At 67.4% G+C, this 22171-nt stretch carries 19 protein-coding genes and 1 tRNA gene; 3 read left to right on the top strand and 17 right to left on the bottom strand.

The genetic code is table 11. The features are described from left to right. Nucleotides 1-174 precede the first annotated feature (174 nt). The 17 genes from EDC22_RS13385 to EDC22_RS13465 form a co-directional block, all read right to left on the bottom strand. Nucleotides 175-1275 (bottom strand): type 2 periplasmic-binding domain-containing protein, encoded by a 1101-nt coding sequence (locus tag EDC22_RS13385; protein ID WP_132807179.1) that lies wholly within the window; start codon nt 1273-1275, stop codon nt 175-177. Between the two features lie 76 nt (nt 1276-1351). After that, complete coding sequence (locus EDC22_RS13390; RefSeq protein ID WP_132807180.1) at nt 1352-2950, bottom strand: class I adenylate-forming enzyme family protein; 1599 nt, start codon at nt 2948-2950, stop codon at nt 1352-1354. Between the two features lie 8 nt (nt 2951-2958). Continuing rightward, entirely contained in the window at nt 2959-4209 is a 1251-nt protein-coding gene (locus EDC22_RS13395) for an acyl-CoA dehydrogenase family protein (RefSeq protein ID WP_132807181.1), read from the bottom strand. A 16-nt stretch (nt 4210-4225) separates the two neighbouring features. Continuing rightward, nucleotides 4226-5251 (bottom strand): phosphotransferase family protein, encoded by a 1026-nt coding sequence (locus EDC22_RS13400; RefSeq protein ID WP_132807182.1) that lies wholly within the window; start codon nt 5249-5251, stop codon nt 4226-4228. Beyond that, a complete protein-coding gene (locus tag EDC22_RS13405) occupies nt 5248-6021 on the bottom strand; it encodes a FadR/GntR family transcriptional regulator (RefSeq protein ID WP_132807183.1) in 774 nt (257 codons plus the stop codon). The genes EDC22_RS13400 and EDC22_RS13405 overlap by 4 nt, the downstream gene beginning before the upstream one ends. Nucleotides 6022-6285: 264 nt before the next feature. Then, on the bottom strand, nt 6286-7239 hold the full coding sequence (locus EDC22_RS13410; protein ID WP_132807184.1) for an NAD(P)H-dependent flavin oxidoreductase: 954 nt from the start codon (nt 7237-7239) through the stop codon (nt 6286-6288). A 40-nt stretch (nt 7240-7279) separates the two neighbouring features. Beyond that, complete coding sequence (locus tag EDC22_RS13415) at nt 7280-9094, bottom strand: AMP-dependent synthetase/ligase (RefSeq protein WP_132807185.1); 1815 nt, start codon at nt 9092-9094, stop codon at nt 7280-7282. An 11-nt stretch (nt 9095-9105) separates the two neighbouring features. Further along, a complete protein-coding gene (locus EDC22_RS13420; protein ID WP_132807186.1) occupies nt 9106-9915 on the bottom strand; it encodes an ABC transporter ATP-binding protein in 810 nt (269 codons plus the stop codon). A 4-nt stretch (nt 9916-9919) separates the two neighbouring features. Then, entirely contained in the window at nt 9920-11101 is a 1182-nt protein-coding gene (locus EDC22_RS13425) for an ABC transporter substrate-binding protein (protein ID WP_132807187.1), read from the bottom strand. Nucleotides 11102-11136: 35 nt separating this feature from the next. Further along, nucleotides 11137-12180 carry a branched-chain amino acid ABC transporter permease gene (locus EDC22_RS13430; protein WP_132807188.1) on the bottom strand — a complete coding sequence of 348 codons (1044 nt, stop codon included), beginning with the start codon at nt 12178-12180 and terminating at the stop codon, nt 11137-11139. A gap of 1 nt (nt 12181) precedes the next feature. Then, nucleotides 12182-13060, bottom strand: a complete 879-nt coding sequence (locus EDC22_RS13435; protein WP_207903782.1) for a branched-chain amino acid ABC transporter permease — start codon at nt 13058-13060, stop codon at nt 12182-12184. After that, on the bottom strand, nt 13060-13911 hold the full coding sequence (locus tag EDC22_RS13440) for an ABC transporter ATP-binding protein (protein ID WP_132807190.1): 852 nt from the start codon (nt 13909-13911) through the stop codon (nt 13060-13062). The genes EDC22_RS13435 and EDC22_RS13440 overlap by 1 nt, the downstream gene beginning before the upstream one ends. Further along, complete coding sequence (locus EDC22_RS13445; RefSeq protein WP_245499759.1) at nt 13908-14690, bottom strand: FadR/GntR family transcriptional regulator; 783 nt, start codon at nt 14688-14690, stop codon at nt 13908-13910. The genes EDC22_RS13440 and EDC22_RS13445 overlap by 4 nt, the downstream gene beginning before the upstream one ends. Before the next feature lie 439 nt (nt 14691-15129). Further along, nucleotides 15130-15206: transfer RNA gene (locus EDC22_RS13450), tRNA-Arg, on the bottom strand. Nucleotides 15207-15394: 188 nt separating this feature from the next. Then, nucleotides 15395-16846: a sensor histidine kinase gene (locus EDC22_RS13455; protein WP_245499760.1), complete on the bottom strand. Its 1452-nt coding sequence runs from the start codon at nt 16844-16846 to the stop codon at nt 15395-15397. 79 nt (nt 16847-16925) lie between these two features. Beyond that, nucleotides 16926-18347, bottom strand: coding sequence for a dihydrolipoyl dehydrogenase family protein (locus EDC22_RS13460; RefSeq protein ID WP_342635145.1), 1422 nt, complete (start codon nt 18345-18347; stop codon nt 16926-16928). 25 nt (nt 18348-18372) lie between these two features. After that, the gene (locus EDC22_RS13465) at nt 18373-19248 is read right to left on the bottom strand and encodes a TVP38/TMEM64 family protein (RefSeq protein ID WP_245499761.1); all 876 of its coding nucleotides are present in this window, start codon (nt 19246-19248) and stop codon (nt 18373-18375) included. A 343-nt stretch (nt 19249-19591) separates the two neighbouring features. Between EDC22_RS13465 and rpmH the strand changes: the two genes are divergently transcribed. The 3 genes from rpmH to yidC are packed head-to-tail and all read left to right on the top strand — an operon-like array spanning nt 19592 to nt 22144. Then, nucleotides 19592-19726 carry a 50S ribosomal protein L34 gene (rpmH, locus tag EDC22_RS13470; RefSeq protein WP_132807191.1) on the top strand — a complete coding sequence of 45 codons (135 nt, stop codon included), beginning with the start codon at nt 19592-19594 and terminating at the stop codon, nt 19724-19726. 23 nt (nt 19727-19749) lie between these two features. After that, nucleotides 19750-20157, top strand: coding sequence for a ribonuclease P protein component (gene rnpA / locus EDC22_RS13475; protein ID WP_132807192.1), 408 nt, complete (start codon nt 19750-19752; stop codon nt 20155-20157). Next, nucleotides 20150-22144 (top strand): membrane protein insertase YidC, encoded by a 1995-nt coding sequence (yidC, locus tag EDC22_RS13480; RefSeq protein ID WP_132807193.1) that lies wholly within the window; start codon nt 20150-20152, stop codon nt 22142-22144. Before rnpA ends, yidC begins: the two co-directional genes overlap by 8 nt. Nucleotides 22145-22171 lie beyond the last annotated feature (27 nt).

Consider the following 22171-nt stretch of genomic DNA (forward strand, 5'->3'; position numbering starts at 1 on the left):
GGGGGCGTTGCCACCCGCGCGTACCATGGCCGACCCATCCTCGCTCATGCCGGCCGGGCGCGGCAGCGTTTTGAGACGGGGATCGGTGCGGCCATCCCTCGGAAGCGATAGCGCCGCGATCCCGGACCGCTGCGGACGCGGCGTCCGGGATCACTGCGATGGTGGGCCTTGCCGTCAGTCGGCCAGCAGTTCCTTGACGCCTTCGGGCAGGACACCGCCCTCGGCCTGGATCAGCTCCGCCCAGAGCTTCGCGGCGGCGCGAGCGGGATGGCCATTGGCCTCGGTCTGCTCGATCCACTGCGCCCAGGTGTCGCGCGCGGCGGTGGCGATGTGCGCCTGGAGCTCGGGCGACAGGTCTTCCACCATCAGGAACACCGCGCCCTTGCCCTCTGCCTCGGCCCGCACCTCGTCGGCCTGCGCCTCGATGAACTCGGCATTCTTTAGCGCGGTCTCGCGGGCGATGCGGTCGAAGGCCTGCTTCTGCGCGTCGGTCAGCCGGTCCCAGGCCTGCTGCGAGATCGCGTGGTAGGATTCCCAGTGGCCGAGCGCCACGCCGTCGATGGTGAACTTCAGCGTGTCGGTGAGCGAGTAGGACTTCCAGTCGGCGACCGACAGCAGGATGCCCTCGATGGTCTTGCGCGACAGCGCCTCGTAGGCCTGCGCAGCCGGCATCGTCACCGGGGTGACGCCGAGCCGCTCCAGCGTCATCGTCTGCAGCGCGGCGCCGGCCCGCATCGGCAGACCCTGGAAGTCGGCCGGCGTCCGGATCTCCTTGCCCGAGGTCGAGATCGCATAGGCCCCGGTCGCACCCAGTGCCCAGGCGACGATGCCCTTGTCGCCGATCTCGTAGTCATAGAACGTCTTGCCGTCCTTCAGTTCAACGTCACTGTCGAGCAGGTTCTGGAAGGCCCGGGTGACTGCCGGAGAGTCGGTGTTGTAGACCGGCAGCTGGGTGATGTCCGACAGCGGGAATATGCCCGGATGATAGGGCGCCAGCAGCGGCGAGGCGACGTCCACCGTTCCCCCCTGCAGCGCATCGAGGTCGCGGCCGATGCCGACCAGCTCGCCGGCATAGAAGCGGGTGAAGGTGACGTCCGTCTCGGCCTCCATCGCATCGGCGAACGGATCGAGGAACTGGCCCGTCCAGAAGTGCACCTGCGGCAGCGAGGAGGAGATCGTCAGCTCCACGGCGGAAGCTCCGGGAGCGACGGTGCTGGTGGCGAGGGTCGCTATGGCAGCGAGGGCGGCGAGTCCCTTTCGGGTGGTGGCGGTCATAGGCGTGGTCTCCCTTTGGTTGTTTCGTTTGACGACGTTCAGGCCCCGCGCCGGTTCGGCGCCGGGTCGTTGTTGGTCAGCCATCGCTGACGAATCCGAGTTCGCTGCGCAGCAGTCGCTTCATCACCTTGCCGTTGGCATTGCGCGGCAGCGGATCGACCCGGAAGGTGAAGCTCTCGGGACACTGGTAGTCGGCGAGTTCGGCCGCGCAGTGGGCGGCCAGCGCTGCCTCGTCGGGCGTCACGTCGCCGGCGAGCGTCACCACTGCGTGCACGCGCTCGCCGAGGATCGGACAGGGTTTGGCAATGACGGCGGCCTCGCGCACGCCGGGCGCCGCCAGCAGCACACTCTCCACCTGCGCGGTGAAGATCTTGTAGCCGCCGCGGTTGATCATGTCCTTCTTGCGGTCGTGGACGTAGACGAAGCCGTCGGCATCCTTCGAACCGATGTCGCCGGATCGCCAGAAGCCGCAGACGAACTCGCGTGCGGTCGCCTCCGCGTTGCGCCAGTAGCCGGGAACGACCATCGGCCCTCGGTGCCACAATTCGCCCGGCTGGCCGGGGGGTAGTTCGCGTCCGTCCTCGTCCATCACCAGGATTTCGGCGCCGGGGACCGGCAGGCCGACGCTGAGCCGGTGGGTGGCAGTGTGGGCGGCCGGCATGATGGTGACCGGCGATGTCGTCTCGGTCGCGCCGTAGCAGTTCATCAGCCCGAGCCCGGGCAACTCCCTGGCCAGCCGCGCAATGGTCGGTTCCGGCATCGGCGCGCCGCCATAGCCGCCGACCCGCCAGGCCGACAGATCGTAGGCGGCGAGGTTGGCCCGGTGCAGGCAGAGATTGTACATCGCGGGAACCAAGACGGTGAAACTCATCCGCTCGCGCGCCGCCAGCTCGAGGAAGCGCACCGCGTCGAACTCGCGTTCGACGATGATCGTGCCTCCGGCCCGTACCGCAGCGTGAATGCCGGCGACCAGACCGGTCACATGGCTCATCGGCACGACGATGATTGTGCGATCTTCCGGCCCCAGCGCCATCGCAGTGCAGTAATTCGAGGCCGAATGGACGATGCCGAGGCCGGTCAGCATGGCGCCCTTGGGGCGGCCGGTGGTGCCGGACGTGTAGAGGATTGCGGCGATCTCCTCCTCGCCAAGGTCAACGGCCTCGCCGACCGGCGGATGGGCGCGCAGCGACTCGTAGTCGGCGAAGCCATCGGCGGCACCGATGGCGACACGGTGCACGAGATCCGGCGTCTCCGCCGCCGGCGGCACGATCCCGGCGACACCCGCCTCGGCGACGATCATCCTGGCGCCGGAATCGGTAAGCGCATGGCGGATGCCTGGCATCTGGTCGCGGATCGACAGCGGTACGAGGATCGCACCCAGCCGGGCGACCGCATAGGTGAGGACGACAAACGCGATGCCATTGCCCATCAGCAGCGCCACCCGGTCGCCGCGCCCGATCCCGTGCGCCGCGAGGCCGCCGGCAATGCGCGCCACCTCCGCGTCGAGGTCGGCATAGCGCATTCGCCGGCTGCCGCAGATCAGCGCCTCGCCCTGCGGCCGCGAGGCCACAGCCGCGGCGAACATCGCATGGACGTTCGCCGGCCGGTCGACGGCGCACAGGATGACCCGGTCGCCGAAATGCAGTTCGCGCCGCAAGTCCGTCGGGTGCGCCATGTCCGACCTCAATGCGGCCGCACGAAGTGCGCAGCGTTGCGGCCGGTCGCTGCCTTTGCCTTGGCGAGTTCCTCGCGCGCGATCACCATCAGGTGCACCTCGTCCGGCCCGTCGATGTAGCGCAACGCCCGGCCCCAGCTCCACAGGTAGCTGAGCGGGGTGTCGGGCGTGATGCCGGCGGCGCCGAACACCTGCATCGCCCGGTCGACGACATTGGTCTGCAGACGGGCGGCCACGACCTTGATCGCCGACACGTCGACACGTGCGGCCTTGGTGCCCTCGCGGTCCATCTTCCAGGCGGTGCGCAGCACCAGCAGCCGCGCCTGGTCGATCTCGAAGCGGGACTGGGCGATCCAGTCCTGGATGTTGGACCGTTCGGCCAGCGTCTTTCCGAAGGTCGAGCGCTGCAGCGCCCGGTCGCACATCAACTCCAGCGCCAGCTCGCACTGGCCGATGGTGCGCATGCAGTGGTGGATTCGCCCGGGGCCGAGCCGTTCCTGGGCGAGCAGGAACCCATCGCCCTCCTTGCCGAGGAGGTTCTCCACCGGCACACGGACATTGCGATAGACCACCTCACAATGTCCCTCTGGCGCGTGGTGATGCATGATCGGCACATCGCGCACCACTTCGACGCCGGGCGCGTCCAGCGGCACGATGACGAAGGAATGCCTGCGGTGGCGGGGGGCGTCGGGACTTGGGTCCGAAACGCCGAACAGCAGGCAGATCTTCGCGTTGGGATGCCTGGCCCCGGTCGAGAACCACTTGCGCCCGTTGATGACGTAGTGATCACCGTCGCGGCGGATGGTGGTGGTCAGATTGGTCAGATCCGAGGACGCGGTGTCCGGCTCGGTCAGGCCGACGACCGAGCGGATTTCGCCGCGCAGCAGCGGATCGAGCCACTTCTGCTTCTGCTCCGGCGTGGCGAAGCGCTTCAGGATCTCCATGTTGCCGGTGTCCGGCGCCGAACAGTTGAACACCTCCGACGACCACGGCACCCGGCCCATGATCTCGGCAAGCGGGGCGTATTCGAGATTTGACAGACGCGTGCCGGGATCGGTCTCCTCGAGATCCGGCAGGAACAGGTTCCACAGGCCCTCCGCATAGGCCTTCGCCTTCAGCGGTTCCAGGATCGCCAGCGGATATTCGCCACGCGCAGCCGTCTCGTGAAACGCCTGGTTGGCGGGCAGGACGTGCGTGCGCATGAAGCCGTCCAGCCGGTCGATCATCTCGCGCGTCCTGGGGCTGTAGTCGAAGTCCATGGCCGTTGTCTCCGGTTCAGATCCCGTCGCGCGACAGGATGCCGATTGCCCGCGCCGCGCAGGCTGCCGACAGCCGGCCGACGCGCATCGCATCGGGGCTCGCCGCGATGCCGGACCGGTGGCGCGCGGCGATGCCCTCGAAGATCACCGCGAAGCGGAACAGTGCGAAGGCGCGGTGGAACGCCGTGACCGGCGCCTCGAAGCCGCCGGCGGCCCGATAGTCGTCGAAGAACGCCTCGCGCTCGGGCAGCCCCATGGCCGCGTGATCGAGGCCGGCAATGCCGCCGAGCTCGTCCGGCGCGAAATCCCAGAACGTGCCGAGATGGGCGACGTCGGCGAGCGGATGGCCGAGCGTCGACAGCTCCCAGTCGAGGACGCCGGCGATCTCCGCGGTATCGGGGGCGAACATGATGTTGCCGATGCGGAAATCACCGTGGACGATGCTCGTGTGCTCGTCCGGCGGAATGTTGGCGGCGAGCCACGCGCTCAGGGCCTCGATGTTGGCGTCCTCGCGTGTCTGGGACAGCTGCCATTGCCTGGTCCAGCGCGCGACCTGGCGCGCGAAATAGCCGCCGGTGCGTCCGAAGTCGCCGAGACCGATGGCCTGCCAGTCGGTCGTATGCAGCCGGGCTAGCGTGCGGGCGGTGGTGCGCCACATGGCGCGACGATCGGCGGCAGAGAGGCCGGGCAGGGCGCTGTCATGGAACACCCGGCCCTCGAGCCGTTCCATCAGATAGAACGGTGTGCCGATCGGCTCGGGGTCCTGTTCGAGAAGGATCATCTCGGGCACCGGAAACCCGGTCGGCCTGAGCGCTGCCATGATCCGGTATTCCCGATCGACCGCATGGGCGGACGGCAGGGTGTCCCCCGACGGCGGCTTGCGCAGCACCATCCGGCGGCCGCCGTGTTCGACGAAGTAGGTCGGATTCGACTGGCCCCCCGCGATGCGGCAGACCGCGATCTCGCCGCCGCCGAGGCGTGCGGCGAGGCGCTGCGGATCGAAGTCGATCGTGTGCCCGACCTTGTCCCGATAGCGGCTCATTGCTCGACCTGCCTCTGCGCGAGCGGCATGATCGGCGCATCGAGCGGCAGCTTCGCCAGCTCGAAGCCCCGCCGGAAATCCTCCAGATGCCGACGCATCCAGTCGCGCGCGGTGTCGGGATCGCCGGCCCGGATGGCGTCGATCACCTTCTGATGCGCGACGATCTGGCGGTGCGGCGCCTGCGGCAGGTGTGGAACAAGCACCTCCAGACCGGAGAACAGCAGCACGGCAATCGGCTCGCGCGCCAGCGTCAGCGCCCGGTTGCCGGTGCAGTCGGCGACCAGGGTATGGAAGGCGGTGTCGAGTTCGACCGGGCTGGCGCCGGCGTCGACGACCGCGATCATCCGCTGCTGGTTCTCCAGAAGTGCGGCGATGTTTGCCTCCGACGCCGCGCGTGCGGCGAGCTCGGCTGCGAGCGGCTCGGTGGCGATGGCGACGTTCCACAGTTCCAGGAAGGTGATTTCCATCAGCCTGAGCGCACGGGTGTGACGCGAGGCCAGATCCTTGGCGCGCGGCAGACTGACCTCCAGTCTGCGCGGCGAGACGCGGCGTACCAGCCCCTCGCTCTCGAGCCGGCGGATACCCTCCCGCACGGTCGAACGGTTCACGCCGAACATGGCTGCCATCTCGACCTCGCCGGGCAGCTGGTCGCCCGGTCGCAGCGTCCCGTCGAGGATCTGGGCCTCCAGCTCGGCCGAGACCTGTCGATAGGCGTGCTCTACATGCAGTTGCTTGCGCCTGAGCGCCACCGCCGCAGTCCTCCCTGGCATCGCGGCCATCGTCGCCGCTCGCGCCGCACGGCCGTCGAGTGGCCATTTAGTGTCGGTTTGTCGGACACTAAAGGGTATCGTATCTGCGCTGTCAATGGCGCGGTGTTGGCCATGCGGCGGCGCCGGGAGCCGACCGCCCGAGAAGGCATGAGAAGGGAAGGATCGTCCGCGCCGAACGGTGAAGCGGGCGCGCGTGGCAGGCGAGCCGACCTTCGGCCGTGCGGCCGTCGGTCGGACCGGACTTGGGCCGGACTCAGGCCGGCGTCAGGCGGGGGCCTTTTGCGCGAAGGGGTCGTGCGCTGCTGCGGCCATGGCCGCCCGGTATTCTCCGATCAGCCGGTGGCACAGCTCGGCTGCCGCCGGAACGTCGTGGATCGTGCCGACCCCCTGGCCAGCCGACCAGAAGTCGCGCCAGGCCTTCGCCTCGTTGTGCATGTCAAGCGCGCCGTGGCTGGGAATGTTGTCGGGATCGAGGCCGGCGGCAACGAGGCTCGGGCGCATGAAGTTGGCGTGCACGCCGGAGATGTTCGGGGTGTAGACGATGTCCGCTGCCGTGCAGTCGACGATCATCTGCTTGAAACCCTCGGGAGCAAGCGATTCCCGCGTGGCGATGAAGCGTGTGCCGAGATAGGCGAGGTCGGCGCCCATCATCCGGGCCGCGGCGATCTGCGCGCCGTTGCTCATCGCGCCGGACAGGATGATCGTTCCGGAGAAGAAGGACGCGATCTCGCCGATCAGCGCGAAGGGGCTCAGCGTGCCCGCATGCCCTCCTGCACCGGCGCTGACCGCGATGATGCCATCGACGCCCGCTTCCGCTGCCTTCTCGGCGTGTCGGCGGTTGATGACATCGTGGAACACCAGTCCGCCATAGGAATGCACCGCGTCAACCACGTCGCGCACCGCGCCGAGAGAGGTGATGATCAATGGCACCTTCTCGGCGACCGCGATCTCGAGATCGGCGGCGAGCCGTGGATTGGTTCGGTGAACGACCAGGTTGACCCCGTAGGGCGCGGCGTCTGGCGTGTCGGCGAGCCTCGCGCGGATCTCGTCGAGCCAGCTGCGGAAGCCGTCGCTGGTGCGCTGATTGAGCGCGGGAAAGGTCCCCAGCACGCCGGCCCGGCACGTCTCGACCACCAGATCCGGGCCGGAGACGAGGAACATCGGCGCGGCGATTGCGGGCAGGCGCAGCCGGTTTGCCAGGGTCGCAGGCAGGGCCATGGTCGGATTTCCTCTCGTCTCAAGCAGCCTTCGGGACAGCCTAGCGCGCCGGCGCGTAGAGCTCTTCGATCTCGGCCGCATACTTCTGGTGGATGTTCGCGCGCCGGACCTTCATCGTCGCCGTCACCTCGTCGTCGTCGTGATCGAGTTCCTTGGTGAGGAGGTGGAAGCGGCGGATGTTGGCGACCTTGGCGAGCTGTCCGTTCGCCGTCCGGATCTCGGCGTCGATGAGGTCACGGACAGCCGGGTTCTCGGCGAGATTCCGGAAGTTGGTATAGGCGATGCCATGCTCCTCCGCCCATTTGGCGACGGTCTCGAAGTCGATCTGGATCAGCGCCGAGACATATTTCCGGCCCTCGCCGATGACGATGCACTCCTTGATGTAGGGACTGCTCTTGACGGTGTTCTCGATCTCCGAAGGGCTCAGATTCTTGCCGCCGGCGGTGATCATGATGTCCTTCAGCCGGTCGACGATGCGGAACTCGCCGACCTCGTCCATCTCCACCACATCGCCGGTATGCAGCCAGCCCTCGCGCAGCGCCGCGGCCGTCGCCTCGGCGTTCTTGTAGTAGCCCGCGAATACCGTATCGCCCCTGAGCAACAGCTCGCCCTGGTCGCCGATTCGTGCCTCGACCCCCTTTACCGGTGAGCCGACCGAGCCGGGAACCAGGCGTTCGCGCGTCTGGCCGAGCGCAATGCCGCTCGACTCGGTCGCACCGTAGACCTCGATGAGCGGAATGCCGATGGTGCGGAAGAAGCGGACGATCTTTGGCGAGATCGGCGCCGCCCCGGTCATGGCGATGCGGGCCCGGCGCAGGCCGACATAATTCTGCAGCGCGCGGAAGACGAGAAGGTAGCACAGACCGAAGGTCAGCCGCTGGCCGATCGTCCGCTTCGCCCGCGGCGTCTCGGCGAACGGCTCGCAGACCCGGCACGCCCAGTCGAACAGGCCGCGCCGCCAGCCGCCGGCCTCCAGCATCCGGATGTAGATCGAGGAGTGCAGCTTCTCCCAGATGCGCGGCACGCCGAGGAACATGCTGGGCGCCACCTCGCGCAGGTCCTCCTGCACGGTGCTGATCGACTCCCCGAAGGCGATCTGCGAGCCGAGATAGATCGGCCCCATCGTTGTCGTCATCTGCTCCGCGACATGGCAGAGCGGCAGGTAGGACAGATGCGTCGTCGCGGCATCGAGGCCGAGCCGGTCGGCGAAGGCGATCGCCTGGGCGCGGATGTTGCCGTAGCTCAGCATCGCCCCCTTCGGCTTTCCGGTGGAGCCGGAGGTGTAGATCATCAGCGCGATGTCGGCGAGCGTCTGGGCGGCGAGGCGCTCCTCCGCAAGGCCCGGATGCTCGCGCCGGTGTGCGCGGCCGAGCTCCTCCAGCCCCTGATAGGAAATCACCAGATCGGCCGGGTATTTGCGCAGGCCCTTGGTTTCGATCACGACGATGCGTCTGAGCTTCGGCAGCCGCTCGCGCACCTCGATCACCTTGTCGAGCTGCTCCTGGTCCTCGCAGACGACGATCTCGCTGTCGGAATGTTCAAGCACATAGGCGACCTCGTTGGCCGGGCTGGTCGGATAGACGCCGATCGTCACCGCCCCGACGATGCCGGCGCCGAGCTGCGCCAGCACCCATTCGACGCGGTTCTCGGAAAGCACCGCCACATGGCCCTTCGGCCCCAGACCGAGCGCGACGAAGCCGTGCCCGCTATCGCAGGCCCGCTCGTAGTAGTCGCGCCAGCTGACCGGGTTCCAGATGCCGAAATCCTTCTGCAGGATCGCGATCCGTCCCGGCGTTGCGCGCGCGTGCTGGCGCAGCATCTGCGGCAGGGTCAGCTCGGGGAAGTGGTGCGCCATAATCGCGTCCCTCACGACAGCCAGCGCTTGCGACGCTTGTAGTGCTTGACGTCCCGGTAGCTGCGATGGCCCTCGCCGCCGGCCATGCCGAGATAGAATTCCCGCACGTCCTGATCCCTGACCAGCCGCTCGGTCGGCCCGTCGAGGACGATCTTGCCGGTCTCCATGATGTAGCCGTAATGCGCCACCGCGAAGGCGACGGCGGCGTTCTGCTCGACCAGCAGCATCGAGACGCCAGTGTCTCGGTTGATCGAGGCGATGATCGTGAAGATTTCCTCGACCAGGATCGGCGACAATCCCAGCGAGGGTTCGTCGAGCAGGATCAGCGAGGGCTGCGCGATCAGCGCGCGACCGATCGCCAGCATCTGCTGCTCGCCGCCCGACAGGTATCCCGCGCGTCCCTGCCGGCGTTCGTAGAGCCTCGGGAAATACTGATAGACGAGGTCGAACGGGGTGGGTTTGAGCCCGCGCCCCGACAGCGCGAAGGTCGCCGCCGTCAGGTTTTCCTCCACCGTCAGGTCCTCGAAGATGCGGCGGCCCTCCATGACGTGGAACAGGCCGCGCCGGACGAGGCCGTCCGGCGTGGTCGAGGTGATGTTAGCGCCGTCGAAGCGGATCGAACCGGCGGTGACGGCACCGTTTTCCAGGAACAGCAGGTTCGAGACCGCCTTCAGCGTCGTCGATTTGCCGGCCCCGTTCGAGCCGAGCAGCGTGACGATCTTGCCGCGCTCGACGGCGAGCGAGAGGCCGCGGAGCACCTGGACCGTCTTGTTGTAGACGACCTCGATGTTGTTGATCTCGAGGATGCGCTCCGCAGCCATCGCGTCATTCCTTGAGATTGATCCAGTCGGACGCCGGCACCATCTGCTTGGCGGTTGCGTCGTAGCGATAGATGCGGCCGACCGGGATCGAGTTGCCGGGGATCGAGATCGGCGTGCCGATGATGCCGCCGGTATCGAAATTCTCGATCGAGTTCAGCGCCGCCTTGAGGTTCGGCCCGTTCAGCTCCTTGCCGGCCTCGAGCGTCCGCTTCGCCGCCTCGGTGAACAGCATCGCGGTAAGGAAGCCCTGGATGTAGGGCGTCGGCTGGTACTCTGGACGCATCTCGCGGATCTTCGCCAGCATCGGCGCGTCGGCGGCATCGTCATAGTAGTACCGGTAGGGCATCACGCCCATGAAGCCGTCCGCCGCCTCGCCGACCTGTGCCCAGATCGAGGAGTCCATCGACCAGAACGTGCCCATGAACTTCGTCTCCAGGCCGAGCTGCTTGGCCTGCGTCATGAACTCAGGCAGTGGCGCCAGGATATAGCCGTGGAAGATCGTGTAATCGGGACGCGCCCGGCGCAGTTTCAGCACCTCGGTCGAGACGTCGACGGCGGTCGGCGGCGTGATGATCTCCTCGACGATCTCGAGCCCCAGCGCCTTGGCCTTCTCGCGGGTGGCCGGGATCGGATCGCGGCCGAACTCGGTGTCGGAATTGACCAGCACGATCTTCGCCCCCGGCTTCTCCTGGGCGATGTATTCGAGCAGGATCGCGATCATCTCCGAATAGTCCGGCCCCGCCATGAACTGGTTGGGGAAGGCATCGGGATTGTTGAGCTCGGTGGCAAACGAGGCACCCGCCATCAGGATCGTGCCCATCCGGTTGAGCTCGGGATTGATGGTCTTCGCAAAGCCCGTCGAGTCCCCGTAGTAGAGGTGGACGTCGTGCTGGCTGGTGATCTTGTTGAAGGCGGCGACCGAGGCGTCCACCTTGTAGCCGGTGTCCTCGAACTCGAGCCGCACCTTGCGGCCGTCGATGCCGCCGGCCTCGTTGAGGATCTTCAGATAGTCCTGGATTCCCGCCTCGATGCCGACCCCGGCGAAGGCGAAGACGCCGGTGAGCGGGATCGAGCCGCCGATGACGATGTCGTCACTGGCCTGAACAGGCAGTGCCGCCGTCAGCAGTCCTGCCGCCGACATGGCGACCAGCGTTCGTCTCGTCAGTCCGGTTTTCAGGCCAAGCATGGTGTTGTCCTCCCAGGTGCTTGCGGTTGGTCCGCTCACTTGCGGAACGGCCAGAGGTGGAAGAAGCGGCGTATGCGGTGGACGATCTCGGCGAGCCCCTTCGGCTCGAACAGCAGGAAGCCGATGATCAGCGCCCCGAAGACGATGGTGCGTACCGGCGACAGAAGCGTCGCCGCGTTCGGGATGACCGGGGCCAGCCAGTCCACCACGAAACGGAGCAGTTCCGGTACCATCGTCATGAAGACGGCGCCGAGGATGCCGCCAAGGATGGTACCCATCCCGCCGACGATGATCGCGGCCAGGAAGAAGATCGAATAGATGAACGGGAAGCTCTCCGGCGTGACGACGCGGAAGAAGTAGGCCCACATGCCGCCGGCGACGCCCGCATAGAAGGACGACACGGCGAAGCTGGTCAGCTTGTAATGCAGCAGCGAGATGCCCAGCACCTCAGCCGAGATGTCGCGGTCGCGGATCGCGATGAAGGCGCGCCCGACGCGCGTGCGGAACAGGTTGGCGGCGCCCAGCACCATCAGCGCTGTGATCGGCACGAATACCCAGTAGAGCTGGAAGTAGCTGGTCAAAGGCGTGCCCATGAACGAGGCCGGCGGCAGGCTGAGGCCGCTGTTGCCGTTGGTCATCTGCGTCCAGTTGACGAAGATGAAGTGCAGGATGAACGAGGCCCCGATCGTTGCGATGGCGAGATAGAGTCCCTTGACCCGCAGGCTCGGCAGCCCGACGACGATGCCGACCAGCGCGGTGACCGCGCCCGCGGCGACGAGATTCAGCAGGAACGGCGTTCCCAGCCGGATCTCGAGGATCGCCACGGTATAGGCGCCGACGGCCATGAACGCGGCCTGGCCGAGGCTGACGAGGCCGGTATAGCCGGTCAGGATGTTGAGGCCGGTGGCGCTCGCGACGTTGATCGCAACGAAGCAGGCGAGATAGAGCCAGTAGTTGTCAAGGAAGAACGGCGCGGCCACGAGCGTCGCGGCGAGGATGCCCATCCAGACCCGTTGCGGGCGCGTGGTCAGCAGCGCCTCGTCGGCCCGGTAGCTGCGTTTGGCGGTCGCGATCTGCATGTCACAGACGCTCGATCTCGGCCGTGCCGAACAGTCCGTAGGGACGGATCAACAGGGTGACGATGAGAAGACCGAAGGTGGTGACGATCTTGTACTCGCCGCCGAGATAGGTGCCGGCCCAGGATTCGATCAGCCCGATCACCAGCCCGCCGACGAGCGCGCCCGCGACCGAATCCAGTCCGCCGACGATGACGACGACCAGCGCCGACAGGCCGAAGACGCCCATGGTCGGCGAGATGCCGCCGATCTGGCCGAGCAGGATACCGGCGCCCGCGGCCGCCGCGCAACCGATGATCCAGGCGAGCGAGAACACGCCCGGCACGTTGATGCCGCAGGAATAGGCCGCCGCCTGGTCGGTCGCGGTGGCGCGCAGCGCGACGCCGCCGCGCCAGTAGCGAAACAGCAGCACGAAGAGGAGGATCACCGCCGCGGCAATCGCGAAGGCGATGGCGATCTTGCGCGATATGTAGGCCTCGCCGATGAAGATCGGCGCGTTGCCCATGACGGCGGGCAGGGCGCGCGGGTCCGTACCCCAGACGAGTTCGACGAAACCGACGATGACCGAACCGAGGCCGATCGTGACCATGAACACCGCGATCGGGCTCTCGCCCAGCATCGGGCGGATCATGCCGCGCTCGACCACGGCGCCGAGCAGCCCGCCGCCGGCGATCGCGAGAGGGATGGCGACCCAGGCCGACAGGCCGAGCCCCGCCGCGAAGGCGAAGAACAGGTAGCCGCCAAGCATCAGCACCTCGCCGACCGCCAGATTGATGACCCGCGTTGCCTTGTAGATCAGCACGAAGGCGATCGCCGTCAGCGACAGGAGCGCACCCGAGCCAAGCCCGGCGAGCGACACCTCGATGAAGAACAGCCAGTCCATCACGCTGCCTCGCTGCCGGCCTTGAGCTTCGCCATCAACGCCGCCGGATCGCCGCTGCCGAGATAGGCCTCGGCGACGCGCGGATCGGCCTGTACCTCGCGCGGCAGGCCACGCGCGATAACCTCGCCGAAATTCAGCACGACGACATGGTCCGAGATGTCCATCACCATGCCCATGTCGTGCTCGACCATCAGGATGGTGGTGCCCCATTCCTCCTTCACGTCGAGGATGAAGCGGGCCATGTCCTCGGTCTCCTCGCGGTTCATGCCGGCGACCGGCTCGTCGAGCATGAGGATGCGCGGGCGCATGGCGAGCGCCCGGGCGAGCTCCACCCGCTTCTGCAGGCCGTAGGACAGCGAGGCGACCGGCATGTGCCGGATATGGGCGATTTCCAGGAAGTCGATGATCCGCCGCTCGATCTCCTCGCGCAGCTCCATCTCCTCCCGGCTCGCCCTGCCCCAGTAGAGCAGAGCCTGGAACACGTTGGTCGACATGTGCGCGTGACGACCGAGCTTGATGTTGTCGAGCACCGTCATGCCGCGGAACAGCGCGATGTTCTGGAAGGTGCGGGCAAAGCCCAGCTTGGCGCGCTGCGGCGCGTGCATCCGGGTGACGTCGGTCCCGTCGAAGCGGATGGTACCGGCCTGCGGGTGGTAGAAGCCGGAGATGCAGTTGAACATCGACGTCTTTCCGGCGCCGTTCGGCCCGATCAGCGCGGTGATCGAGCCTGGCTCCACCTCGAACGAGACGTCCCGCAGCGCCTTGAGGCCGCCGAACGACAGCGACACGCCGTCTACCTCTAGGCGCGCCGCGTTGCCGGAGCCGGGATGTGAGGCGGAGACTGTGCTCATGTGTAGGCTCCGCCGGGGCTGATCAGGTTGGCCATGCGCCCGACCGGTTCGTCGATGTCGCGGCCGGCGCGCTCGAACCCCCTGCGCCAGTCGGCGACGTGGCGGCGCATCCACAGCCGGGCGGCTTCGGCATCGCGTGCCCTGATTGCGTCTATGATCTCGCGGTGTGCGGCGACCATGCGTCCCGCGCCTTCCGGTACGCGGCGGCAGACCAGCTCGGTGGTGGGAAAGAACAGCAACGCCGCCGGCTCGCGAGCCAGCTCCAGCACCCGGTTATGCGAGGCCCGGGCGATCAGCGCATGGAACTCGGTGTCGATTTCCGCGAGCCGGACGGGGTCGGCGATCTCCGCCTCCGACTTGCGGTAGTTGGCCTCCAGCGCATCGAGATCGGCACAGTCGGCGCGCTCGACGGCGGCCTCGACCGCCGCCAGCTCCAGGGCCATCGCCGTTTCGTGGATCTCGCGGAAGGTCACCTGATCCAGGATCATCGCCCGGCTCATCCGGCTCGACAGGCTGCGGTACCGCGGCAGACAGACATGCAGCCTTCGGCCGGACTCGCGCTGCACGAGGCCGCTCTGCTCGAGCAGCCGGATCCCCTCGCGCACTGTCGACCGGTTGACGCCGAACTGGCGGACGAGCTCGGCCTCCGTGCCGATCTCGTCGCCGGGCTTGAGTCTGCCCGACAGGATTTCGCGCTCGATCGCCTCCGCGACCAGCTGGTACGCGGACGGCACCTTGATCCGCGCGAAACGGTCGGCCACCACCCCCGACATCTTCATTCTTCTTGATCTGCCGTTTGTCGGACAAAGCCTTGCCCGACCTCTGCAACCGAGTCAATCCCATGCCGGTTTGACGGTCACGGCGGCGTTCAGCCCACACGCAACCGCCCAAAGTCTCTTGAGAACGGTTCGTCCGGCCTTTGTCGGACAAATGTGCGGGGCGGTACTGATGGTGCGCGATGACGTGCAGCAAGGCGGATGGGCTGCGAGATGCCAGCGGGGCGGAGCCGGCGGCGTGGCGTGGCCCCCGGATTGGCCGACGCGCTGGCCCGCGCGTCGGACGGATGGCCATTCCGGCTTGACGACATGGCCGGCCGGTCCGGTCGTCATGACGACGTTGCCGGCGCGGCACCCTTTCGCGGGACCTGTCTCATACCTGCTCAGGTGCCTGCGCTAGGGCAGGGCGACGGCTCGATCTGCGAGCAGGATCTCCGAGTGATGGCGCGCCCGAAGAGATTCGAACTCCTGACCCCCAGATTCGTAGTCTGGTGCTCTATCCAGCTGAGCTACGGGCGCCCATCGGCCGACTATGCGGCGCGGATGTGGCTGTCGGCCCATCGGGCCGGCGCGCGACGGATACCTAATCGGATCGGAGACGGATTGCAAGGGAATCGCGCGGCGCCGATCTCGTCCGGATCGACCCGGGAGGCGTGTGGCCGGATGGTGGCGCCATGGGCATCCCGGGGCAGCCGGAACCGACGCTCTCAAGCGCTCGCCCGGCCGCCGCGACGCGGCTTCAGCTCGACCACGCGGTCGGGGATCTCGATGCGGAAGGTCGCGCCGAGCGTACCTTCGGCCAGCAGGATCTCGCCACCATGCGCCTGGACGAGTTCGGCGGCGATGGCAAGGCCGAGGCCGATCCCGTCCGGCCGCACCGAGCCGTGGAACGCCTCGAACAGGTGCCTGCGCGCCTTGGCGGGGACGCCCGGCCCGGTATCGGCCACCTCGATTGTGACGACGGCACCGTCACGCCGGGCCGACACGCGCACCATGTCGTGCCCGCTCTCGTCGCCGCGGCTCTCGATCGCCTGGACGGCGTTGCGTGTCAGATTGACGAGAACCCGGAACAGCTGTTCCGGGTCGGCGTCGATCATCAGATCGGCCGGCACCGCGTTGACGAAGGCAAGCTTGCGGTCGGCGGCCAGTTCCAGCGTATCGCCGACCTCCTCGACCAGCGGCGCGAGCGGCAGCATGCGGCGTTCGGGCGGCGATTCGCGGGCGCTGCCGTAGCGCAGGGTGTTGGTGCAGAAGTTGACGGCCCGGTCGAGCGTTCGCACGAGCTTCGGCGCGAGCCGCTGGACGAGCGGATCCTGCACCTCGCCGACCCTGTCGACGACGAGCTGCGCCGAGGCGAGCATGTTGCGCAGGTCATGGTTGATCTTCGAGACTGCCAGTCCGAGTGCCGCCAGGCGGTTCTTCTGGTTGAGCGTGCCGACGAGCTGGCGCTGCATCCGCGCGAGCTCGCGGCTGGCGATGCCGATCTCGTCGTCGCGGTCCAAAGGCTGGATGATCCGCGTCGGATCCTCGGGGGCTTCAGCGAAGGCCACCATGGCCGCTGTCAGCTGGCGCATCGGCCGCACCAGCAGCCGGTGCAGCGTCAGGTAGACGAGGGCGGCGGTGAACACCGAAATGAGGATCGACAGGGTGAGGATGTTGATCGAATAGGTCAGCATCGCCCGGCGCAGCGGCTTCTCGTCCATCACGATCTCGATGAATTCGCCGCCCGCCGGCGCCTCGCCGACGACCCGGATCGTGCGCCCGTCGTGCGCAGCCAGCGTTTCGAACGCTGCCCGGATTTCCTCCGGAATCCTCATCTCGCGCAGATCGTAGCTTGCCTCGACGGTCGGTGGCATGTCCGAGATCGCTAGCAGCCGCCGGGTACCGCTGCGCTTGTGGGCAACGGTATAGGCCCCCACCTGTCGCAACAGCTCGAGCTCCAGCTCCTTCGGTACCATGTTGTCGGGAGCTGCCTCGAGCACCAGCGCTGCCGTCTGCGCGGCACTGAGCCGGTCCTTCAGCCAGCCGCGCCGGAAATTGGCGATCGACGGCACGTAGATCAGCACCTCGCAGATCATCACGAACAGGATCGTGAGCACGAGGAGCTTGCCCGACAGGCCGATGCCGCGCCTGCGGGTCGACGGGGTCTCGTCTGTCACCGACGTGTCGGGCACGTGTGTCCGGTCTGCCTTGCCCCGTTCCGTCCTGCTCTCCCGGCGGCTGCCTGTCGTCGCCGATTCAGCCAAGCCGGCGCAACAGTGCGATGATGCGCCGCACCCACGGGCTCGTCAAACGTGGTCGGTAGAACTCGAGCGCGGCACGCCGCCCGATCTCGGTCAGGGTCGGGTAGGGCGACGCCAGACCGGCCATGGCCTTGAGGTCTAGTCCCTGCTGCAGCGCCAGGACCCAGGGCTGGATGATCTCTCCGGCGTTCTCGCCGCAGATGCCGACCCCGAGGATCCTGCCGTTCGGTGCGGCGATCACCTTGATGTGCCCCTCGGTGTGCCGCTCCGCCCGCGCGCGGTCGTTCTCGGCATAGGGCCAGCGCACGACCCTTATCGTGCGGCGGCGCCGGCGCGCCTCGGCCTCGGTGAGACCGACCTGCGCCAGTTCCGGATCGCAATAGGTAACGCGCGGCAGGGAGCCGTAATCCGTCTTCGCGCCAAGCCGGAACAGGATGTTGCGGATGACGATCCCGGCCTGGTAGCTGGCGACGTGGGTGAACCGCGGCCCGTCGATGACGTCTCCGAGGGCATAGACGCGGCGGTTGGTGGTTCGCAGCTTGCTGTTGACCTTGATGCCCGCCGGGCCGGCGATGATGCCCGCTGCGTCCAGGGCAAGTCCGTCGGTCACGGGCTGGCGACCGGCGGCGATCAACAGGTCCGAGCCGTCGACCGTCACCTCGGTGTCCGCGCCTGCGAGGATCACCCGGACTCCGCTGCGGCGCGGCTCGACCCGCCGAATCGCCATGCCGGTGCGCAGGCTGACGCCCTCCCGCCGCAGCCGTTCCAGCACCACCGCGACAAGCTCGGGATCCTCGTGGCCGAGCGGTGTTCCGGCCTCGATCACGGTGACCTCGCTGCCGAGCCGACGCATCGCCTGGGCGATCTCCAGACCGATCGGGCCGGCGCCGACGACAATCAGATGGACGGGCTTGCGGGTGATCGAGAAGATTGTCTCGTTGGTGTGGTAATCGACCGTCGCGAGGCCGGGAATCGCCGGAATGGCCGGCCGCGAGCCGGTTGCCACCACGAACCGCCGTGCCCTGATGCGTGTCTCGCCGGCGACGACGGTGGACCGGTCGAGGAACCGCGCTTCGGCCTTGATCACGGTGACACCCATGGCACGGAAGCGCGCCTCGGAGTCGGTCGGGCCGATCCCCGCGATCACCCCGCGCAGGTGATTGTTCACCCTGCGGAAGTTGAGCTGCGGCTCGACCGCGGTGATACCGAAAGCCGTCGCCTCGCGCATCTCCTGCGCGCGTCGGCCGGCAGCGATCAGCGCCTTCGACGGCACGCAACCGACATTCAGGCAGTCGCCGCCCATCGCACCGCGTTCGACCAGCACCACCGGAACGCCGAAGGCGGCCGCTGCTGCGGCGACAGACAGGCCGGCAGCGCCGGCGCCGATGACGCAGATGTCGGGTGTGAGTTCGTTCAAGATCCTGCCCTCAGCCTGATGTCGATCAGGATCGGCCATCTGCGCCGGGTCTGCGCCACGGCCCCTTCTGGGCCACCACGGGCAGGAGTGCAAGCAGGCCCAGCACGAATAGCGCCGCGACCAGTTCCGGCGTCACCAGCGAGCCGGGGCTGAACGAAAGACTGCACGTGGCGGTCGGACCTGCGCCTGCCGCACGCGCGGCGGCAAGGCACACCTCGTAGGCCTCCCGCTGGGCCGCCAGCACGCCGTGCAGCCCCTCGCCGGCGAAGGCGAAGGCGAAGGTGCCCGGCATGATGCCGACCAGCGTCGCCACGACATAGGTCGACAGCCGCACGCCAAGCAGGGCGGGTGCGATGTTCACCAGCCAGAACGGGAAGATCGGAACGAGTCGCAGGAACAGGAGGTAGCTCAGCGCATTGGTCCGGAAACCACGGGCCAGCCCCGCAAGACGCGGCCCTGCCGCGCGGGCGACAACCTCGCCGAGCGAGGATCTGGCGATGAGGAAGATTGCTGTCGCTCCGATGGTCGCCGCAAGCACCGTGACGGCGCCGCCGATGAGCCAGCCGAACAGGAAGCCGCCGGCGAGCGTCAGCACTAGGCCGCCGGGCAGCGACAGCGCGACCAGGCCGACATAGGCGAGGGCGTAGCCGGCCAGGGCCAGAGCATAGTTGTCCGAGACGAGCCCGCGCAGGGTCGCCTCATGGACAAGCAGGTTCTCGAGGGTCAGATGCCGATGCCAACCCTGCCAGACGGCGAGCGCGGCAACGACAACGACACCTGCGAGCGGCAGCCAGCGCCGGGCCATCCGCGCGGTCGCGACCGCCGGCCCGGCGGCGAAACCGTCGAGCGTCGCTGCAGGGTCCTGTTCGGGCGGGCGATCCACCTTGTCGCGGCTTTGCATGGGCACCGGTCCGGGCTGCCTGCCGGGGCGGGAATTGGCGATGGGCATCGGGCTCGCAGCGCTCACCTTTAGCGTGATCAGACATTCACGCCGAGCCTCCCATGATGGAAGCGCCTGCGAGCTGTCTCACCGGGAAGTGAAGCTGCGTGGCCTGCCGTGATCAGCATCACCGGTGCCGAGTCGCGTTGACTTGTCCGCGGCCTCTCTCGTATAAGCCCGCTCGACTTGGCGTCGCCCGCGAGCGCCGGGAGGAGCGGGATTCGTCCGGCCTTTCCATCCATCAGGAAGATGCTCTGGGCGAGCGTGATGCTCACCGAACCAGCCGAAACTCCGGAGTACGGACGTGAAACGGACCTACCAACCCTCGAAGCTCGTGCGCAAGCGCCGGCACGGCTTTCGTGCGCGGATGGCGACGACCGGCGGCCGCAAGGTGATCGCCCGGCGCCGCGCGCGCGGACGCAAGCGTCTGTCGGCCTGACGACGTCCGACCCGGCGGGCCCGATGTCGGCCGGTCCCGGACCGGTGCCGGCCTGCCCGAAGGTTTCCGGATCGGGGCGGATCAAGCGGCGGGCCGATTTTCTGGCCGTGCGCGACGGCCTCAAGGCTCCGGCCCGCTCGCTGGTCTTGCAGGCGCGGCAGCGCGGCGACGGCGGTGCCGCACGGTTCGGCTTCACGGTCAGTCGGAAGGTCGGCAATGCCGTCGAGCGCAACCGTGTACGGCGCCGGCTGCGCGAGGCGGTGAGGCTGCATGGCGACAGCCTCGCCTGTTGCGGCTTCGACTATGTGCTGATCGGGCGCCGCGCTGCGCTGGAGCTGCCATTCGCCACGATCGTCGGCGATCTTGAGGGCGCGCTCCGACGCATCCACCGGACGCCCCCGAAACCGAGCCTGGACCGAGCCCATGGGTGACAACAGGAACTATATCCTGGCAATTGCACTGTCGCTGGTGATCCTGATCGCCTGGCAGTATTTCTACGCCATTCCCCAGATGGAACGGCAGCAGGCCCTGGAGCAGGCCCGCCAGCAGCAGGCGGTGCAGATGCAGTCGGGTCAGGCCCAGTCGGGCGATTCGCTGCGGCCGGGTTCGGACGGATCGACCTCGCCGGCCACCACCGCTCCCGGCTCGGTCAGCATCCCGGCGACCGGCACGGAACCTGCCACGGCCACCACCCGCGAGGCCGCACTGGCCCAGAGTGCGCGCATCGCCATCGACAATCCGCTGGTCCGTGGCTCGATCTCGCTGCGCGGCGGCCGCATCGACGACGTGGTGCTGAAGGATTACCGGGTGACGGTGAAGCCGGACAGCCCGAACATCGTGCTCCTGTCCCCGTCCGGCAGCCCTGACCCCTACTATGTCGAATATGGCTGGGTGGCTGAAACGCCGGGAGTCGAGGTGCCGGGTCCGCAGACGGTCTGGACCGCTCCCGAGGGCGCCCGCCTGACGCCCGACACGCCGCTGACCCTGACCTGGACCAGCGATCAGGGGCTGGAATTCACCCGCCAGATCGCGATCGACGCGAATTACATGTTCACCGTGACGGACTCGGTCCGCAATACGGGCGATACGGCCGTCTCGCTGTTGCCCTATGGCCTCGTGTCGCGCCACGGAATGCCGCATGTCGCGGGCTTCTACATCCTGCATGAGGGCCTGATCGGTGTCCTGGGCCAGCATGGCCTTCAGGAGATCGACTACAGCGACCTCGATGACGGTCCGCAGCGTTTCACCGCGACCGGCGGCTGGCTCGGCATCACCGACAAGTACTGGGCCGCGGTGCTGGTGCCCGACCAGAAGGATTCCTACGAGGCACGGTTCATCTCCGGCTCCGTCAACGGCAAGCAGACCTTCCAGGCGGATTTCCTGCGCACGGCGATGTCTGTTGCGCCGGGGGCCACCGCCGAGACCACCAGCTACCTCTTTGCGGGCGCCAAGCGTGTCGATCTGATCGACGGCTACGAGACCGCGCTCGGCATCGACAGGTTCGAACTGCTGATCGACTGGGGCTGGTTCTATTTCCTGACCAAACCGCTGTTCTTCGTCATCGACTACTTCTACCAGCTCGTCGGCAATTTCGGCGTCGCCATCCTGATCACCACCATCCTCGTCAAGCTGTTCTTCTTCCCGCTCGCCAACAAGTCCTACATCTCGATGAGCCGGATGAAGCTCGTCCAGCCGCAGATGCTCGAGATCCGCGAGCGCTACAAGGACGACAAGATGAAGCAGCAGCAGGCGATGATGGAGCTGTACAGGAAGGAGAAGATCAATCCCCTGTCCGGATGCCTGCCGATCCTGCTGCAGATTCCGGTCTTTTTCGCGCTCTACAAGGTGCTGTTCGTCACCATAGAGATGCGCCACGCGCCGTTCTTCGGCTGGATCCAGGACCTATCGGCACCCGACCCGACCACGATCTTCAACCTGTTCGGGCTGATCCCCTGGGATCCGCCGTCCTTCCTGATGATAGGTGTCTGGCCGCTGATCATGGGCTTCACCATGTGGATCCAGATGCGGCTCAACCCGCCGCCGCCCGATCCCACTCAGGCGATGATCTTCAACTGGATGCCGGTGGTCTTCACCTTCATGCTCGCCTCCTTCCCGGCCGGCCTGGTGATCTACTGGGCCTGGAACAACACGCTGTCGGTGCTCCAGCAGTACGTGATCATGCGTCGCCAGGGCGTGAAGCCGGACCTGTTCGGCAATGTGGTGGCGACCTTCAGCGCCAGGAAGCGCGCCGAGATCGCCAAACGCGAGGCCGATCTGGCCAGGCAAGAGGCCGAAAGGCGCAAGGCGGCCCAGAAGGCGAAGTTCGCCGACGAGGACGCCGACAAGCCCGACCAGCAGCAGAAGCGGCGCAGGAAGCCCAAGTCGGGCAAGCCGGCGAGTTCCGAGGCGGGCGAGTAGTCGCCCGTCGGCTGGTGAGCGCGGCAG

Origin of the sequence: Tepidamorphus gemmatus, from assembly GCF_004346195.1 — a bacterium.
GTDB lineage: Bacteria > Pseudomonadota > Alphaproteobacteria > Rhizobiales > Tepidamorphaceae > Tepidamorphus > Tepidamorphus gemmatus.

Coding starts and splice junctions, on each gene's coding strand:
- EDC22_RS13395 (WP_132807181.1), bottom strand. CDS start 4,209: ATGGACTTCGACTACAGCCCCAGGACGCGCGAGATGATCGACCGGCTG.
- EDC22_RS13425 (WP_132807187.1), bottom strand. CDS start 11,101: ATGCTTGGCCTGAAAACCGGACTGACGAGACGAACGCTGGTCGCCATG.
- EDC22_RS13465 (WP_245499761.1), bottom strand. CDS start 19,248: ATGCAAAGCCGCGACAAGGTGGATCGCCCGCCCGAACAGGACCCTGCA.
- EDC22_RS13400 (WP_132807182.1), bottom strand. CDS start 5,251: ATGAGCCGCTATCGGGACAAGGTCGGGCACACGATCGACTTCGATCCG.
- rnpA (WP_132807192.1), top strand. CDS start 19,750: ATGTCGGCCGGTCCCGGACCGGTGCCGGCCTGCCCGAAGGTTTCCGGA.
- EDC22_RS13390 (WP_132807180.1), bottom strand. CDS start 2,950: ATGGCGCACCCGACGGACTTGCGGCGCGAACTGCATTTCGGCGACCGG.
- EDC22_RS13415 (WP_132807185.1), bottom strand. CDS start 9,094: ATGGCGCACCACTTCCCCGAGCTGACCCTGCCGCAGATGCTGCGCCAG.
- EDC22_RS13435 (WP_207903782.1), bottom strand. CDS start 13,060: ATGGACTGGCTGTTCTTCATCGAGGTGTCGCTCGCCGGGCTTGGCTCG.
- EDC22_RS13405 (WP_132807183.1), bottom strand. CDS start 6,021: ATGCCAGGGAGGACTGCGGCGGTGGCGCTCAGGCGCAAGCAACTGCAT.
- EDC22_RS13445 (WP_245499759.1), bottom strand. CDS start 14,690: ATGAAGATGTCGGGGGTGGTGGCCGACCGTTTCGCGCGGATCAAGGTG.
- EDC22_RS13440 (WP_132807190.1), bottom strand. CDS start 13,911: ATGAGCACAGTCTCCGCCTCACATCCCGGCTCCGGCAACGCGGCGCGC.
- EDC22_RS13410 (WP_132807184.1), bottom strand. CDS start 7,239: ATGGCCCTGCCTGCGACCCTGGCAAACCGGCTGCGCCTGCCCGCAATC.
- EDC22_RS13420 (WP_132807186.1), bottom strand. CDS start 9,915: ATGGCTGCGGAGCGCATCCTCGAGATCAACAACATCGAGGTCGTCTAC.
- EDC22_RS13385 (WP_132807179.1), bottom strand. CDS start 1,275: ATGACCGCCACCACCCGAAAGGGACTCGCCGCCCTCGCTGCCATAGCG.
- yidC (WP_132807193.1), top strand. CDS start 20,150: ATGGGTGACAACAGGAACTATATCCTGGCAATTGCACTGTCGCTGGTG.
- EDC22_RS13430 (WP_132807188.1), bottom strand. CDS start 12,180: ATGCAGATCGCGACCGCCAAACGCAGCTACCGGGCCGACGAGGCGCTG.